15 protein-coding genes are annotated in these 15432 nt (G+C 57.9%); 5 read left to right on the top strand and 10 right to left on the bottom strand.

Going from position 1 to position 15432, the window contains the following annotated elements; translation table 11 throughout:
* Positions 1-135 precede the first annotated feature (135 nt).
* Both SJY13_RS16745 and SJY13_RS16740 read right to left on the bottom strand, forming a co-directional pair.
* Positions 136-495 (bottom strand): flagellar biosynthesis protein FlgN, encoded by a 360-nt coding sequence (locus tag SJY13_RS16745; RefSeq protein ID WP_377192461.1) that lies wholly within the window; start codon positions 493-495, stop codon positions 136-138.
* Entirely contained in the window at positions 473-760 is a 288-nt protein-coding gene (locus SJY13_RS16740; RefSeq protein ID WP_377192459.1) for a rod-binding protein, read from the bottom strand. Before SJY13_RS16740 ends, SJY13_RS16745 begins: the two co-directional genes overlap by 23 nt.
* A gap of 111 nt (positions 761-871) precedes the next feature.
* Between SJY13_RS16740 and SJY13_RS16735 the strand changes: the two genes are divergently transcribed.
* From SJY13_RS16735 to SJY13_RS16725, 3 genes are read left to right on the top strand one after another with little or no spacing between them, the layout of a single operon-like run.
* Complete coding sequence (locus SJY13_RS16735; RefSeq protein ID WP_377192457.1) at positions 872-2083, top strand: flagellar hook-length control protein FliK; 1212 nt, start codon at positions 872-874, stop codon at positions 2081-2083.
* Positions 2084-2085: 2 nt separating this feature from the next.
* On the top strand, positions 2086-2751 hold the full coding sequence (locus SJY13_RS16730) for a flagellar hook capping FlgD N-terminal domain-containing protein (protein ID WP_377192455.1): 666 nt from the start codon (positions 2086-2088) through the stop codon (positions 2749-2751).
* Positions 2699-3673 carry a phosphotransferase gene (locus SJY13_RS16725; RefSeq protein ID WP_377192453.1) on the top strand — a complete coding sequence of 325 codons (975 nt, stop codon included), beginning with the start codon at positions 2699-2701 and terminating at the stop codon, positions 3671-3673. The genes SJY13_RS16730 and SJY13_RS16725 overlap by 53 nt, the downstream gene beginning before the upstream one ends.
* A 3-nt stretch (positions 3674-3676) precedes the next feature.
* On the opposite strand, the gene SJY13_RS16720 is transcribed toward SJY13_RS16725, so the two are convergent.
* The 5 genes from SJY13_RS16720 to SJY13_RS16700 form a co-directional block, all read right to left on the bottom strand.
* Positions 3677-4978: an NAD(P)/FAD-dependent oxidoreductase gene (locus SJY13_RS16720; RefSeq protein ID WP_377192451.1), complete on the bottom strand. Its 1302-nt coding sequence runs from the start codon at positions 4976-4978 to the stop codon at positions 3677-3679.
* Complete coding sequence (locus tag SJY13_RS16715; protein WP_085823427.1) at positions 4975-5793, bottom strand: ABC transporter permease; 819 nt, start codon at positions 5791-5793, stop codon at positions 4975-4977. The genes SJY13_RS16720 and SJY13_RS16715 overlap by 4 nt, the downstream gene beginning before the upstream one ends.
* Positions 5790-6680 carry an ABC transporter permease subunit gene (locus SJY13_RS16710; RefSeq protein WP_085823428.1) on the bottom strand — a complete coding sequence of 297 codons (891 nt, stop codon included), beginning with the start codon at positions 6678-6680 and terminating at the stop codon, positions 5790-5792. The genes SJY13_RS16715 and SJY13_RS16710 overlap by 4 nt, the downstream gene beginning before the upstream one ends.
* Entirely contained in the window at positions 6680-7807 is a 1128-nt protein-coding gene (locus SJY13_RS16705; protein ID WP_085823492.1) for an ABC transporter ATP-binding protein, read from the bottom strand. The genes SJY13_RS16710 and SJY13_RS16705 overlap by 1 nt, the downstream gene beginning before the upstream one ends.
* Before the next feature lie 69 nt (positions 7808-7876).
* Complete coding sequence (locus tag SJY13_RS16700; RefSeq protein ID WP_085823429.1) at positions 7877-8962, bottom strand: polyamine ABC transporter substrate-binding protein; 1086 nt, start codon at positions 8960-8962, stop codon at positions 7877-7879.
* 140 nt (positions 8963-9102) lie between these two features.
* Here SJY13_RS16700 and SJY13_RS16695 point away from each other — a divergent pair, with 140 nt between their 5' ends.
* Both SJY13_RS16695 and SJY13_RS16690 read left to right on the top strand, forming a co-directional pair.
* A complete protein-coding gene (locus SJY13_RS16695; protein ID WP_377192449.1) occupies positions 9103-9786 on the top strand; it encodes a GntR family transcriptional regulator in 684 nt (227 codons plus the stop codon).
* Positions 9787-9861: 75 nt separating this feature from the next.
* Positions 9862-11259 carry an aspartate aminotransferase family protein gene (locus SJY13_RS16690; protein ID WP_377192447.1) on the top strand — a complete coding sequence of 466 codons (1398 nt, stop codon included), beginning with the start codon at positions 9862-9864 and terminating at the stop codon, positions 11257-11259.
* A 139-nt stretch (positions 11260-11398) separates the two neighbouring features.
* Here the strand turns inward: SJY13_RS16690 and SJY13_RS16685 are convergent, their stop codons facing one another.
* The 3 genes from SJY13_RS16685 to SJY13_RS16675 form a co-directional block, all read right to left on the bottom strand.
* Positions 11399-13276, bottom strand: a complete 1878-nt coding sequence (locus tag SJY13_RS16685; RefSeq protein WP_377192445.1) for an adenylate/guanylate cyclase domain-containing protein — start codon at positions 13274-13276, stop codon at positions 11399-11401.
* 60 nt (positions 13277-13336) lie between these two features.
* Entirely contained in the window at positions 13337-14611 is a 1275-nt protein-coding gene (locus SJY13_RS16680) for a lytic murein transglycosylase (protein WP_377192443.1), read from the bottom strand.
* An 87-nt stretch (positions 14612-14698) separates the two neighbouring features.
* Positions 14699-15412 carry a helix-turn-helix transcriptional regulator gene (locus SJY13_RS16675; protein WP_377192441.1) on the bottom strand — a complete coding sequence of 238 codons (714 nt, stop codon included), beginning with the start codon at positions 15410-15412 and terminating at the stop codon, positions 14699-14701.
* Between the last annotated feature and the right edge of the window lie 20 nt (positions 15413-15432).

The raw sequence follows: 15432 nt of genomic DNA, 5'->3' as shown, positions 1-15432 counted from the left end.
TCTGATCACTGCGACCCGCCGTCGGGCTGTTCGCGCCACCTGCTGTTCAGGTGCCCGACCACCTTTGACGTCGATCTCCTAACGGAGTGCTAAGGTGCCGCGGCCAGAAAATTCGGATTTGTTTTAAACCCGTGGCTATGCCCGTTTCTCCAGCTTCTTATTGCCACGCACCGAAAACCCGCTGCGTTGCCCGTCCGCGCCATAGGTGCTGAACTCCTGCCGCACACGCCGAAGTTCCGCCATACGACCGGCAACGGCGCGAATCCCTTCGGCCGCGCTGTTCAACAAGGCCTGGTTTCGTGTGACCTTTTTCTGAAGACGCATCAAATCGTCGCTGTCAAAAACCTGCATGTCATTGACCGCACCGATCAGCTTTTCTTTTTCGGGCGCCATTTGGTTCAGCCGATCAAGGTCACCATCGACCAGCGCGGTACGTTCAAGATCCAGCACTTCTTCGAGGGATCTGATCAGGTCAGTTTCGGGTTTGGTCGGCATCGGCTTTCTCCATCAAGGACTGGAACAGGATTTCGGACAGGCCCACACCGCCGGATTTGGCCAGCTGTTGCGCCTGTTGCTGCACAAGGAACGAGGAAAACTGGTCTTCCCCCGCACCTCCGCCCAAGGACTGGCGCGCCTTGCCCAGCCCTGCGGACTTGAGCATGACTGTCAAAAACGCAGCCTCCAACTCGACGGCTGCGGACTGCATTCGCTCAGCCGTTGTGGGGGCCTGCGCGGGGGGCGGGGTCGCAGAAATCTTCATCGCTTTCTCCGAAATTTGCATCGAACTTTCTTGATCAAAGGCGAAAGCAGTTAAAATAAATGTAACTTCCTGCAGGCAGGTTTCCGGTCACACAATCGGAGCCGGAGCAGAATGCCCAACCCTCTTTCAGTGATGCTGTCATCGCCCAATGCCGCCGCAAAATCCGAGGCGAACACGCAGGAACGCCCCGATTCGCAAGCCGCGGCTTCTTTTCAAACGGTTATGGAGCAAGAGGCCAAACAGCCTTCTGAATTGTTAGAACAGTCAGCGGTTCAGGTCCCGGAACCCGAGGCTGAAGCGGATCTCACGGAAGAAGGTGGCGTGGCGGAAATCGCCGTTGCTTCAGAGGATTCCCTGCTGCCAGAGGTGCCGGTTTTAGCAACACCCGCCCAGAATGAGACCGTTGAGAAACGCGTCGAGCCTGCCTTGGTTGCGACGCAGCCCCCTCAAAAAGCCCAGGCTGATGTTGAACAATCACACAAGCGACCTGCCGAAGCGCCTGCCGGGCAGGCAAACCAGCCGCAGCCAACTGTCCATTCCGCCTTTCAGATACTTGGGCAGGGGCATGCGCATCCAAGAGCGATGCAGTCCGCAGCACCCCAACCAAAAGACGGATCTGCGGTGTCAATCAGTCCTGAAACGCGCCCGCAAGGTGTGCCCGATTTGGGCACCTCCTTTGACCCGGATCGCGACTCGCTCCGGATCCAAACCTCCGCTGGTGTCACGCCAAAACAGCCGACCGCGCAGGATCGCGCACCGACCTTTGTTCAGATGCAGTTGCTGGCGACGGAAAAGACCGCATCCCAGACAGACGCCTCGTCATTACGCGAGGTTGAAGACGTTCAACCAATGCGCGACTCGCAGTTGTTTTCGCCGACCCGCGACGCCGGGCCAACCGTACAAGCCATGACGGCAACGGCCCGGGCGGAAGTCGCGCGTGCGATCGCGGGACAAATGGCGACGTCCATCACTGCGCGTCCCCACTCTGGCGTCATCGAAATCGCGCTGAATCCAGAGGAGCTGGGGCGTGTTTCGATCGTTCTGAACGGGCGCGACGACGGGCTGCATCTGGCAATTGCGGCAGAGCGTCCGGAAACCCTTGAAATGATGCGGCGGCACCTGTCGGTCCTTGAAGCCGAGTTCCGCAATCTTGGTCTGGGGGACCTGTCCTTTGATCTGGGCACGTCGTCCGATGCCCGGCAAGACGGATCACCGGGCGAGGACAGCACAGCGTTTTCCACCCCACCCCCGGAAAACAGAGCCGAAGACGGCCCGACCCCGGCCCGCATGGGGGCTGACGGGCGTATCGATATAAGGATGTGAGTATGATTACCCCAACGCAATCAACAACCCAGACCAATACGCCGACCGCAACAGCTGCACAGTCAAAGACTTCGGGCCTGGCTTCGGACTTTGAGACATTTCTGCTGATGCTGTCGGCACAAGCACGTAATCAGGACCCGCTTGAACCGCTGGATTCCTCGGAATATGCGTCGCAACTGGCGCAGTTCTCGATGGTAGAACAGCAGGTTCAGACCAATGATCTACTGTCCGATCTGGCACTGTCTTTGGGCAGTGTGAATCTTGAGGAACTGGCCAGCTGGGTCGGCATGGATGTGCGGGCTGCAGCCGCGTTTCAATTTGATGGCGCTCCCGTAACATTGTTCGCTCAGGCCGAGCCTGCAGCGACAAGCGCCGTTATGGTGATCCGCGACAACGACGGGACGGTGATCGACCGGATCACGGTTCCCACCAATGAAACCGAGTTTGCCTGGGCCGGCACTGCAAGTGATGGCAGCCCGTTGCCAGACGGCACTTACGCGGCCACATTGGAAAGCTATGACGGCGACGAGCTGCTGTCAGAACAGCTGGCAGCTACCTATCATCAGGTTGTCGAGGCTCAGGTCGGAGAAGATGCGGTGCTGTTGACACTCGACAGTGGTCAGATTGTACCGGCAGGAACAGTGGCGGCGGTTCGAACCGGAACTTGATCTGCTGGGCGGGACAGGCCAAACCTGTGCAACCTGCAACTCGATTGCTCTACCGGTGACCCCTCTGCCTGACTTCATCGCCCCACCTTTGGATCTTGTTGACGACCTGCGCGACCAAGGCCTTGTCGCAGCCAGGGCGCAGTTTCAAACCCTGTATGGTGGGCGCACCAATCAGGTCTGGAAAGTGATCGGGGAAGATGGCGGCAAGGTTCTGAAACTATATCGCGCCGGGATCCGCAATCCGTTGTTTCGCAACGATGCCACACTGGAAGCCCAGTGCCTGAGGGCGTTGGACCACACCGGATTTGTTCCCCGCCTGCGCGCCACCGGCCGGCATAAATTGGGCCAATGGGTGTTTTACGACCATGCGCCGGGTTCACCCTGGCGGGACGGGCCTGCCCTTGCCGCTGTGCTGCTGCAAACCTTCCATCGGCTCAACCTGCCTATTGAGGCACCAAAGGGCTGCAACGGCAGCACGGATCTGCAGCGACACGGTCAGCGTATTCTTGATGGCTGCACATCCCCTGCGCGCCAGCATCTGGAGGAATTGCGCCCCACTGAACAGGTTGCCCCAACCCTCCATACCTGCCTCATCCATGGTGACCCGGTGGCCGGTAACATTCTGGTCGCGCCGTCGGGGCTAACCCTGATTGACTGGCAATGCCCGATGCAGGGCGATCCGACAGAGGACTTGGCGCTGTTCTTGTCCCCTGCCATGCAGCATGCCTATCGCGGTGCGGCTTTGCGCCGGGAAGAAGAGGATCAGTTTCTGGCCGCCTATGACAACGCCCATACAGTCGAACGCTTCAAAGCGCTGCGCCGATGGTATGCGTGGCGAATGGCAGCGTATTGCTTGTGGCGGGTCGAAAACGGCGCCCCGGATTATGCCGCAGGTTTGGAACTGGAAATCGCCACACTTTAATCTCTACAAATCCCAGAGCCCCATGACTGCATAGGCCGGTGGCATCAACACACGCCGCCAGAGCCCAAGTGGAAATCGGCCCGGTGCGCGCGCAATCGGTTCCGGAAGTTCGGCATCCTTCCCCAGAGCCAACCGGGCCAATGCCCGCCCGCAATAGGTTCCCATCGCCACCCCGTTTCCGTGATAAGCAAAGCCAGCATAAATGCCCGCCCGACCCGCAACGGGCCCGGTAAATGGCACAAGGCCCCGCGACAGACACACCATACCGGACCACATATGGGTCACGTCGACATCTGCCCAAGCCGGAAACATCCGCGCAAAGTCTTTGTGCACCTTGCGACGAATCGCAACCTCGGCCCCCGAAGACGAGCGCAGCCCGCCGCGCATACCGAACAAAAACCGCCGGTCAGGCATCAGACGGAAATAATGCAGAAGGTTGCGGGTGTCGTAAGACATCTGGTCGGTGGTCCAACCCTGGGCCAATAGCTCGGCCTGCGACAAAGGGCGCGTAACCAGCACTGTGGATTGCACGGGCATATAGCGGCCAGCCATCCAGGGCGGCACATCCTCGCTGGAATAGCCATTGGTGCAGACCAGCACGTTAGCCGCTGTAACGCGGCCCGACACCGTCTGAACAGCATACCCGGATTGACCATGTATGATCCCCTGAACAGCACTGTTCTGAAACAGCTGTGCACCATGGGATTGGGCGGCCTGCGCCAACCCGAACAGGTATTTTCTGGGATTCAGACCAAAGCCGACGGGATTGGTGTACCCGCCATGAAACCCGCCACTGAAACCCAATCCCGGTAGGTCGCCTGTTTCATGCAATATGCCCGACACTTCAGCGTCCCGACGCAACTTTTCCATCGCGCGCGGCGTGTGAGCCAGCTGAGTTTCGCCTTTCGAATGTACATCCGCATCGATTTGGTGCGTGGCGAGAATATCCGCGACAAGATGAACCGCGTCCGCTTCGGCCTGGGCATAGCGTTGTGCGGCAACGACCCCGTATCGGCGCGTCATGGCCTTGTGGCTCAGCTTTGAACCGCCAAGGCAGCAGAATCCGCCATTGCGCCCAGAGGCCCCCCATCCCGGTGTTTCAGCCTCAAACACAGCGACAGAAGCCCCGGCCCGAGCTAGATGCAACGCGGCGGACAGGCCGGTGAATCCACCACCGACAATTGCAACGTCAACACGTTGATCGCCCTGATGAACCGGCCAGACCGGGCGGCCAATTGTCTCGTCCCACCAGCACCCGTCGCGTGGGCCGGGGCCATAGGTATAATCCGGGTACAGTCGTTTCATTCAGCGCGCGCGGCGGCCATTTCGTCCTGCTTTTGCCGCACCATCGCACGTTTCGTGACCAGTGACGCGGTAATGACCCCCACTGTCACAACCGCAATCATAAGCGTGGACAGCGCATTGATCTCGGGGCTGACCCCCAAACGCACCGCTGAAAAGATCTTGATTGGCAAGGTCGTAGCCGAGGGGCCCGACGTGAACGACGCAATCACCAGATCGTCCAGTGACAAGGTAAAGGCTAACAACCAGCCCGAGATCACCGCAGGCGCAATGATCGGCAGGGTAACCAGACGAAAGGCCTGTGCCGCCGTGCATCCAAGATCTAGCGCGGCCTCTTCCAAGGACTGATCAAACGTAATCAGCCGCGAGGATACGACAACCGAGACGAAGCACATCGAAAAGGTCGTATGCGCCAGAACGATGGTCAAAATGCCCCGATCCAGACCGATCCCGATAAAGAGCAGCAGCAAGGACAGGCCGGTGATCACTTCGGGCATCACCAGCGGCGCGTAGATCATGCCGGAAAACAGGGTGCGTCCAAAGAACCGCCCCCCGCGTACCAGAACATACGCCGCCGCTGTGCCGAGAATGGTCGCCAGCGTTGACGAGAACACCGCAACCCGAACAGTGACCCAGGCCGCATCCAGAAAGGCCTGGTTCTGCAGCAACTCACCATACCATTTAGTCGAGAACCCGGCCCAGACCGTGACCAGCTTGCTTTCGTTAAAGCTGAAAATGATCAAAATGATCATCGGGATGTAAAGAAACGCAAACCCCAGTGTCAGGGAAACCGTGTTGAACCAGCTCATCCTGTTCATTGCTCGGCCTCCGCCTGTTTTTGCTGATTGCGCTGGAACAACACGATCGGGACCACAAGGATCAGCAGCAGAACCACCGCCACGGCGCTGGCCACCGGCCAGTCGCGGTTCGAGAAGAACTCCTCCCACAGCACCTTGCCGATCATCAACGTACCGGATCCGCCCAAAAGCGATGGGATCACGAACTCTCCAATAACCGGGATCATCACAAGAAAGCACCCTGCAATGATGCCGGGGCGTGACAGCGGGATGGTCACCAGCCAGAACGCCTGAACCCGCGAGCAGCCCAGATCCTCGGCCGCTTCGATCAGGGATTCGTCCATACGCTCCAGCGCCGAATAGATCGGCAGGATCATGAAGGGCAGATAGGTGTAGACGATTCCGATATAGACCGCCGTATTGGTGTTCAGAATGGTCAGCGGGGTCGAGATGATGCCCGTCCACAGCAGAATCTGGTTCAGATACCCTTCATTCGACAGGATACCCATCCACGCATAAACCCGGATCAGAAACGAGGTCCAGAAGGGCAGAATTACCAGCATCATCAGTGTCGGTCGCCATTCCGTAGGCGCGCGCGCCATGCCATAGGCGATAGGGTATCCGACAATCAGCGTCAGAACGGTAGAGATCAGCGCGATCTTGACGCTGGACAGGTAGGCTTTCCAATAGAGGTCGTCCTCGGTCAGCCAGACAAAGTTCTCAAAGTCGAGCTGGCTGAAAAAGTCTCGGATCCCGGCCCAGCCCTGCGACAAATCCAGCGTCGGCGTATAGGGTGGGATGGCCAGCTCGATATCCGACAGCGAGATTTTCAGGACAATGAAAAACGGCACCAGAAACAGCGCCAACAACCAGACATAGGGAATGGCAATCAGAAGAGCGCGGCGCATCAGTCTGCCAGCAAAACCGCGGCGGTTGCTGTCCAGGACAGCCAGACCGGGTCTTCCCATGTGAACGACCGGCGCGAGATACGGCGGGTATTGGCCGTCTGCGCCTTCATGATCGTGCCGTTTGCCAGTTCAACATAATAGGTCGACAGATTGCCCAGATAGGCAATGTCATGCACCTTTCCCTGAACAGCGTTGATCGCCTCTGACGGGCGTTCGGCGGAAATCGTCACCTTTTCGGGACGGATTGCCAGATGGCAGGATTGCCCATTCGAAACCCCGCTTGCGGAAGACGCCGTCAATGGCGTCTGCCCTTCGGCCCAATCGATCTGGTAGGTTTCATCGCCGTTTGCCGTCGCCCGGCCCGCGATAATATTCACATCACCGATAAAGTCGGCCACATAGACTGAGTTGGGGTTCTCATAGATTTTGTCTGGCGTCGCCACCTGCATCAGCTTGCCCTGATCCATGACCGCAACACGGCTGGCGACGGTCATGGCCTCTTCCTGATCGTGGGTGACGATCACAAAGGTGGTGCCGGTTTTCTCTTGGATATCCATCAGTTCAAACTGCGTATCCTGCCGCAGTTTTTTGTCCAAAGCACCCAAAGGTTCATCTAGCAACAGCAGCTTTGGCGCTTTGGCCAGGGATCGCGCCAGGGCAACCCGCTGTCGCTGTCCGCCTGATATCTGATGCGGCTTGCGGCGGGCGAATTGCTCCAGCCGGGTCAGGCGCAGCATCTCTTCGACCCGCTCTTCAAGGTCATGTTTGGGCATGTTGTCCCGGCGCAGGCCGAAAGCGATGTTTTCCCAGATGCTGAGGTGAGGGAACAGGGCGTAGGACTGGAACATCATGTTCACCGCCCGTTTGTTCGGCGGGATCGGATCGATGTCCTGACCACCCAGCAGAATATGCCCTTCGCTGGGTTTTTCAAACCCGGCCAGCATCCGCATCATGGTCGTCTTGCCGCAGCCCGAAGGCCCCAGCAAGGCAAAGAATTCCTGCTCGAAAATATCCAAGGACAGATTGTCGATGGCCGTAAACTCACCAAACCGTTTGGTGACATTCTGGAACTGGATCAAGGGTTTCGCCTGTGGATCTTCCCACGGCGCAAAGACGGTAGAGTTCAAAACGGCCCCCGTTCGACGGACTGGAAAAAGGGGCAAGGCGGGCACGCCGCCTTGCGCAGATACATCGGATCAGGTGCCCGATTTGATCTTGGTCCACAGGCGGGTCACGGTCCGCTGCGTTTTCGCTGGATAGGGCGTCGTGATGTACAGGTTCTGCATGGTCGCATCGTCCGGATAAATTGCCGGATCACCGATCACGTCCTCTGCAAGGAACTCTTGCGCGGCTTTGTTGCCGTTGGCGTAGTACACATAGTTCGACGCAGCCGCCATATTGCTGGCATCAAGGATGAAATTCAGGAACTTATGCGCACCTTCCGGGTTCGGCGCATCCACCGGAATCGCCATTTGATCGAACCACATCAATGAGCCTTCGGCAAAGGGGTGGTATTCGATTTCCACACCGTTGTCGGCCTCAGCCGCACGGTCGCGCGCCTGCAGGATGTCACCTGACCAACCGACGGCCACACAGATGTCTCCATTGGCCAGCGCGTTGATGTACTCTGAGCTATGGAACTTTTGGATATGCGGGCGGACACTGGCCAGAACCTCTTCGGTCTTGGCAATAACGTCCGTGTCGTGGCTGTCCGGGTCCTCACCCATAAACTGTAGCACCATCGGGATGATTTCGGCCGGTGCATCCAGAAAATGCACGCCACAAGCAGCCAGCTTTTCCATATTCTCGGGCTTCAGAACCAAATCCATACTGTTCAGAGTAACATCATCACCCAGGGCTTCTTTGACCTTAGCGACATTTACACCGATGCCAGTGGTGCCCCACATGTAGTTGATCGAGTAAGCATTGTTGGGATCATACCCCGCAGTCCGTTCCTGAATAACATCCCAGAGATTGCCATTGTTCGCCAGTTTGGCCGCATCCAGTTCCTGAAACGCACCGGCCTGAATCTGCCGTTGAAGGAATGTGCCGGACGGCACCACAACGTCATAGCCCGAACCGCCGGCGAGCATCTTGGTCTCCAGCACCTCGTTGCTGTCGAACACGTCATAGATAAGTTCCAGACCGGTTTCTTCTTCGAATTTGGTCAAAAGGTCTTCGTCGATATAGTCGGACCAGTTGTAAACGCGCACTTCGTCGGCAAAGGCTGCCGACGCCCCTAGTGCGATGACCGCTGTCATGGTCAGCGTTTTGATAGTCATTTTTTTCTCCCTGCAAGTGTACGGGTATTTTCCCGTTTTTTTGGATTTGATCAAGTTTTGCGTTTTCCCTCGATCTTTCGTATGGTTTCACGGGGTCAGGCACCTGGCAAGGAAACAACAGTGGAATCAGGGCAAACCAATTGGATTTGATCAAAAATAAGTCATTGGACACAAAGGCTGAGGCGGAAAAACGTCCCGCCCACGAGCAGGTCTATCACACTCTCAAATCAAAGATCATGTACGGGGAACTGGTGCCCGGACAGCCCGTTACCATCCAAGGGTTGACTGATTCGCTGGGTGTCGGAATGACCCCGGTGCGCGAAGCAATCCGGCGTCTGATATCCGACGGCGCGCTGGTGTTTCAGGGAAACCGCAGGGTCAGCGTTCCGCTATTGTCCGGCAGGGATGTCGAACAGATGATTTTTGCTAGAATCTCAATAGAATCAGAACTTTCCAGACGCGCGGCGACGAATATGAACACCGAGGATATCGACCGTCTTGAACATATCGATCAGCGGCTGGACCGAATGATCACCGAAGGGGATGTCGGCGGCTATCTGCATCTCAACCACAAGTTTCATGAAATGCTGTATTCCCACGCGGATGCTCTGATTCTCAGCGATCTGGCCGAGCGTCTGTGGCTGAGGTTCGGCCCGTCGTTGCGCGTTGTATGCGGCCGGTTTGGCACGCAAAGCCTGCCGGATCGTCACAAGGACATTATCACCGCTTTGCGCGCCCAGGACGCCGAGAAGGTGGCAAAAGCCACCGCTCAGGACATTGCGCAAGGGATGGAACTGATGATGGACGCGCTGGTCAGCGGTTAGAATCGCCCGATTCGATTGACAGGGAAAAATTTGATCATATTGTGATTGGCAAACGCCCATGCAGGAGATTCTCCGATGTCCACCATCACAAATCACATGCCGACAGCCGAATTGCAGGCGCTTGATGCGGCGCATCACATGCACCCGTTCTCCGCCAATGGACCACTTGGGAAAGAAGGCGCACGCGTTATCACCCGCGCCAAGGGCGTGTATCTGACAGACAGCGAGGGCGAAGAGATTCTGGACGCCATGGCGGGCCTGTGGTGCGTCAATATCGGGTACGGCCGCGATGAACTGGCCGACGCTGCTGCCCGTCAGATGCGTGAGTTGCCCTATTACAATACTTTCTTCAAAACGACCCATGTGCCCGCCATTGCTCTGGCCGCGAAACTGGCCGAGCTGGCACCGGGCGATCTGAACCATGTGTTCTTTGCCGCTGGCGGCTCTGAGGCCAACGACACCAATATCCGCCTTGTGCGCACCTATTGGGCCGAAAAGGGCCATGCCGACAAGAACATCATCATCAGCCGAAAAAACGCCTATCACGGGTCCTCGGTGGGGTCCGCCTCACTGGGGGGGATGGTTGGCATGCATGCGCAGGGCGGCATTCCGATCCCGAATATCCATCACATCAACCAGCCGAACTGGTGGGCCGAGGGGGGCGACATGACCCCCGAAGAATTCGGCTTGGCCCGCGCGCGTGAACTGGAAGAGGCCATTCAAGAGCTGGGCGAAGACCGGGTCGCGGCCTTCATCGCAGAACCGGTGCAGGGCGCGGGCGGTGTGATTGTCGCGCCCGAAACCTACTGGCCCGAGATTCAGCGAATTTGCGACAAATACGATATTCTGCTGATTGCGGACGAAGTGATCTGCGGCTTTGGCCGCACCGGCAATTGGTTCGGTTCGCAAACGGTGGGCATCCGCCCGGATATCATGACCATAGCCAAGGGCCTGAGCTCGGGCTATGCACCCATCGGTGGGTCGATCGTCAATGACGAGATCGCCGAGGTGATCGGCAGCACCGAGTTCAACCACGGCTACACCTACTCCGGCCACCCGGTTGCGGCTGCGGTGGCGCTTGAGAACCTGCGCATTCTCGAAGAGGAAAAAATCGTCGAACACGTCCGCGATGTGGCCGCGCCCTACCTGAAACAAAAGTGGGAAGCGCTGGCTGATCACCCTCTGGTCGGTGAGGCCAAGATCGTCGGTATGATGGCCTCGATTGCACTGACCCCGGACAAGGCAAGCCGCGCCAAATTCGCGTCCGAGCCGGGAACAATCGGCTATATCTGCCGTGATCGGTGTTTCGGCAACAACCTGATCATGCGCCATGTGGGCGACCGGTTGATCATCTCACCCCCGCTGGTCCTGACGCTTTCGGACATTGATGAGATGTTCGAGCGCATCCTCAAATCTCTGGATGAGGCGCAGGCTGATATCATCGAACAGGGTTTGATGAAGGCAGCATCCTAGGGCTGTGTCCGATACCAAGTTTCCCAGGGGCGGCTTGAAAAGGCAGCCCCTTTTTGCGCGCTAACGCTTCGACCTGACACTTATCCGGCAGCGGTCTGCCCACCGCTAGGGCACTCACTTTACGAAACCGGAATTGCGTTCATTCCTTAACCTCCGGCACGCCCAATTCCCGTAAGTCTTCTACCCATCGGGCCAGATATGCCTCGCTTTTGAACGGCGCTTGTTGAGCTTCCTGAATGGTGAAATCGGGATTGGCCGTCAAAAACGCATCAATGACTGTTTGGGCCTCATCGCTGAGCCCAAGGCGCAACAAGACCGGCGCATAAGTGCGCTTCAACCCGTCCGGGATTTCGGCCATCTGTTCGATGGACGATTTGGCCTCTTGGTAATCCCCGGCGAAGTACTGCGCCCAGCCCAGGTTCCAAAGATACCAGTCCTGATGATGCGGGTTCAGGCGGATCGCCAGTTTCATGCGCTCAACAGCTTCGGGCGCGTTGCCGCCATAGACCACGGGATCGATGGAATCCGCCAGCACAGACGCCGAGTTCGGGTTGAGAGAAATCGCTTTGTCATACAAGGCCGCTGCGCGCTCCAGGTTGCCGCTTTGGGTCGTTGCGTTGGCCAAAGCCCAATGGCCCTTGAAATTGAACGGCTCCAGTTCAATGGCTTTCCTGGCCATCTTAAACGCGCGTTCAAGTGATGCCTCGCGCGTCAGGGTGTTTGTCCACCCCCAGCGATACCCATTTATATGCGCCCAGGCGTTTTCCACATAGGCGCCTGCATAGTTAGGGTCGAGCTCGATTGCCTTCGCGCTCAGCTCTTCGGCCCGGATATTGCCGTCCTTGGTAAAGGTAAACCATTCCTCCTGCGCGCGTTTGCGCAACTCATATGCGCCAAGGCTTTCGGTTGGCTGATGTTTCAAACGGTTATATTCAGCCAGGTCGATATTCGTCGACAAAAGCGATGCCACAGTGCGCGTAATCTCATCCTGGACCGAAAAAATGCCCTGCAGGTCGCGGTCATAGCTGTCGGCCCAAATATTCTGGCCAGTTGTCGCGTCGATCAGCTGGGACGTCACACGCAGGCGATCCCCCCCAATCTGTACGCCGCCTTCAACGATGTAGCGGACGCCCAGTTCCTGTGACACATGCTGGATGTCTGCCGGATTGTCCTTGTACGAAAACGTCGAATTGCGTGCGACAACAAAAAAGTCAGAGAACCGGGACAACGCCGTCAAGATGTTTTCGCTCAGCCCGTCGCTGAGGTAATCTTGGCTGGAATCGTTGTTGAGATTGTCAAACGCCATGACCGCGATAGAGGGTTTGCCCGAGATCGGCGCAGCCAGTTCCCCAGAGGCACTAGATCGCGTCGAAGACCAAGGTTGCCACCAAGCGGCGATACTCAAGATCAGAGCAAAAATAATGCTGGCCCCGATGACTAGCCGACCTTTGCCAGGCTTTTCCGCAATGGGCGCAATGGAGGACACGATGGCTGTGGCCTTGTCATCCATGACCAGGCTGAACACGTGCACAGGCTCGGCGATGTTTTTCACCCTATGCATCCCTGTGTCTTTGAAGGTCAGATCAAGCTTGGCCTTCACCTGCTCAAAAACACTGGCTGACATTAAGATGCCATCGGGCTCGGCCAGGCTTTCGATCCGCGCCGCGACATTGACGCCATCACCGTGAATATCGCCTTGATCCACGACGATGTCGCCGACATTGAGGCCGATTCGGTATCGCACCCGGTCATCTTGCGGCACGTCCACGTTGTCAGCCACAACATAGTGCTGCATCGTCACGGCACAGCGCACGGCCTCGACCGCGCTGGCGAACTCGATCAGCAAGCCGTCGCCCATCAGTTTCACGATGCGTCCATTTCGAGCGGTCAGAACGGGTTCGAAGAACCGTTCTCGATGGGCTTTGACCGTCGCCAGAACGCCTGTCTCGTCGTCGCGAATCAGGCGGCTGTAGCCGACGACATCGGCAGCAAGTATCGCGGCGAGACGTCTTTCCAATCGCTTACCTCCCAGAATAGCCATCACGCTAAACAGAAAGTCGCAGCGAAACCAGACGCCTTACCGCAACCGCTCCAACAGGTTCAGACTGGCATAGCCGTCAGGCAGCAAACCCTGCGCCAACTGATACGCCCGCACGGCGTTGATCGTGTTTGGACCAATACGCCCATCAATGCTCTGCGTGTCGAACCCGATTTGGGTCAGGCGGGTTTGCAGTTCCTTGCGTTCCGTAAAGCTCAGCACCCTGTCGCCGCGCGGCCAGTCGGCCTGAAACGGGGTATGTCCGGCCAGACGGTCAGACAGGTGGCCGATACCAATTACATAGGCATCAGCGCCATTATATGCCTCAATCACCCTGAAATTATCAAAGATCATCAATGCCACGCCCTGACCACCTGCAGGCAACAGGATCGCGGCCTGCCCGTGGTCGGGCACAGACCGGCCATCCGGTGTCACCACACCGCGCGCGGCCCATTCTGATGGGGTCAGCGTGTAGTCCCGTTTGGCCGTGGCATAGTCGAACCCCTCGGGCAGGCGCACTTCGACACCCCATGGCTGCCCTTTGGTCCAGCCGTGTCGCGCCAGATAGGCGGCAGCCGATGCCAACGCGTCGGTCGGGTTCTCCGACCAGATGTCGCGTCGCCCGTCGCCGTCGAAATCAACCGCGTGGTCCAGATATGAGGTCGGCATGAACTGCGTGTGTCCCATAGCGCCAGCCCAGCTGCCAACCATGTTGGTGGGACTAACATCCCCAGCCTGAACGATTTGCAACGCGGCCACCAGCTGTGTCTCAAAAAACTGTGCCCGGCGCGCATCAAAAGCCAACGTAGCCAGTGACTGTATGGTCTGATCGCTGCCTCGAAAAGTTCCGAACGAGGTCTCAAGACCCCAGATCGCAGCCACCACCTCTTTTTCAACGCCATACTGCGCCTCAATCCGGGTCAGGGTCGTCTGATACTGTTCCAATCCGGCGCGACCATTGGCAATCCTTGCATCCGAAACAGCGGTGTCCAGATACTCCCAGATCGGTTTTGAGAATTCAGCCTGATTGCGATCCCGCGCGATGATCTTCTTGTCATAGGTCAGTCCCGCCAGCGACCGGTCCAGAGTGGACGTGGAAATGCCCTGCGCCCGGACCCTTTCACGAAACGCCCCCAACCACGCCTGAAACCGCGCGTTTCCTTCGGTAGACACCCGGTACTCCTTAAATTGCGGCCGCACCACCGGCCGGATAGACACCGCAACACCGGCCGAGGCCAGTTGAATGGACCCCAGCCCATCCGGGGTTTCAAGGGATTCCGCCTGTACAACGGATGCCCATAGTGCTGCGGTCATAGCGCCGCTTATGCATCTATGCATTCCGAATTTTCCTGATCACTGCTCAATCACAGGATAGCGCAAGACACCGATTTCTCAAAGCACTCAAGACGCGGATTCACCTTCTGCGGCCTCACGATCCGCTCGGATACGGGCCAGCGCCTTACGCAACATCGGGATGCGATTGGGTCTAAAGCTTTCATCTGTCACAGACATTTCGCCCATGCGATCCAGCCGAAAGACGCGAAAATCCTGCCTTAAATGGCACCAACTCAGCAACACGCTGGCACGGTCCATGTAAACGATGCTCAGCGGGCTGACCCTTCGCCGGGTGTTGTCACCTTTCGCATCGGTATACGCAAATTCAATGGGCCGCTCATCCCAGGTGGCCTGGCGCAGATCAGCCACATTGATGGTCGGCTGGGGTGGGCGGTTAAGACGCGTAGCGGCCAGGACCGCGTGGCTCAGGCGATGCGACTGCCGTTGTGGCAGGCGGCCCTGCAGTTTGCGCAATACGGCGCTGGCCGCTTCGACGAGGCCGGGATCCCCGATGGATTGAACTTCGCGCAATCCCAGAACAAGGGCTTCCAGCTCATCGTCGGTAAACCCGAGCGGCGGCAGGGTTGCGTCTTCGATCAGGGTGAACCCAAAACCCGCCTCGCCATCTATCACGGCGCCCAGGCCACGCAGCGCATCGATATCGCGGTGAACAGTGCGGGGTGAAACGCCCAGATCCTGCGCCAATTGGACCGAGGTTTTCGGCGACGAGCCCGAGCGCAGGGCTTGCATCAGTTGGAACAGGCGGGCGGTGCGGGACATATCGCAGACTACCCTAACCC

The organism is Ruegeria meonggei (assembly GCF_042768335.1).
In the GTDB taxonomy this organism is placed as follows: domain Bacteria; phylum Pseudomonadota; class Alphaproteobacteria; order Rhodobacterales; family Rhodobacteraceae; genus Ruegeria; species Ruegeria meonggei.
Note: the sequence above shows the minus strand (reverse complement) of the source record. Positions and strands in the feature narration are given on the sequence as shown.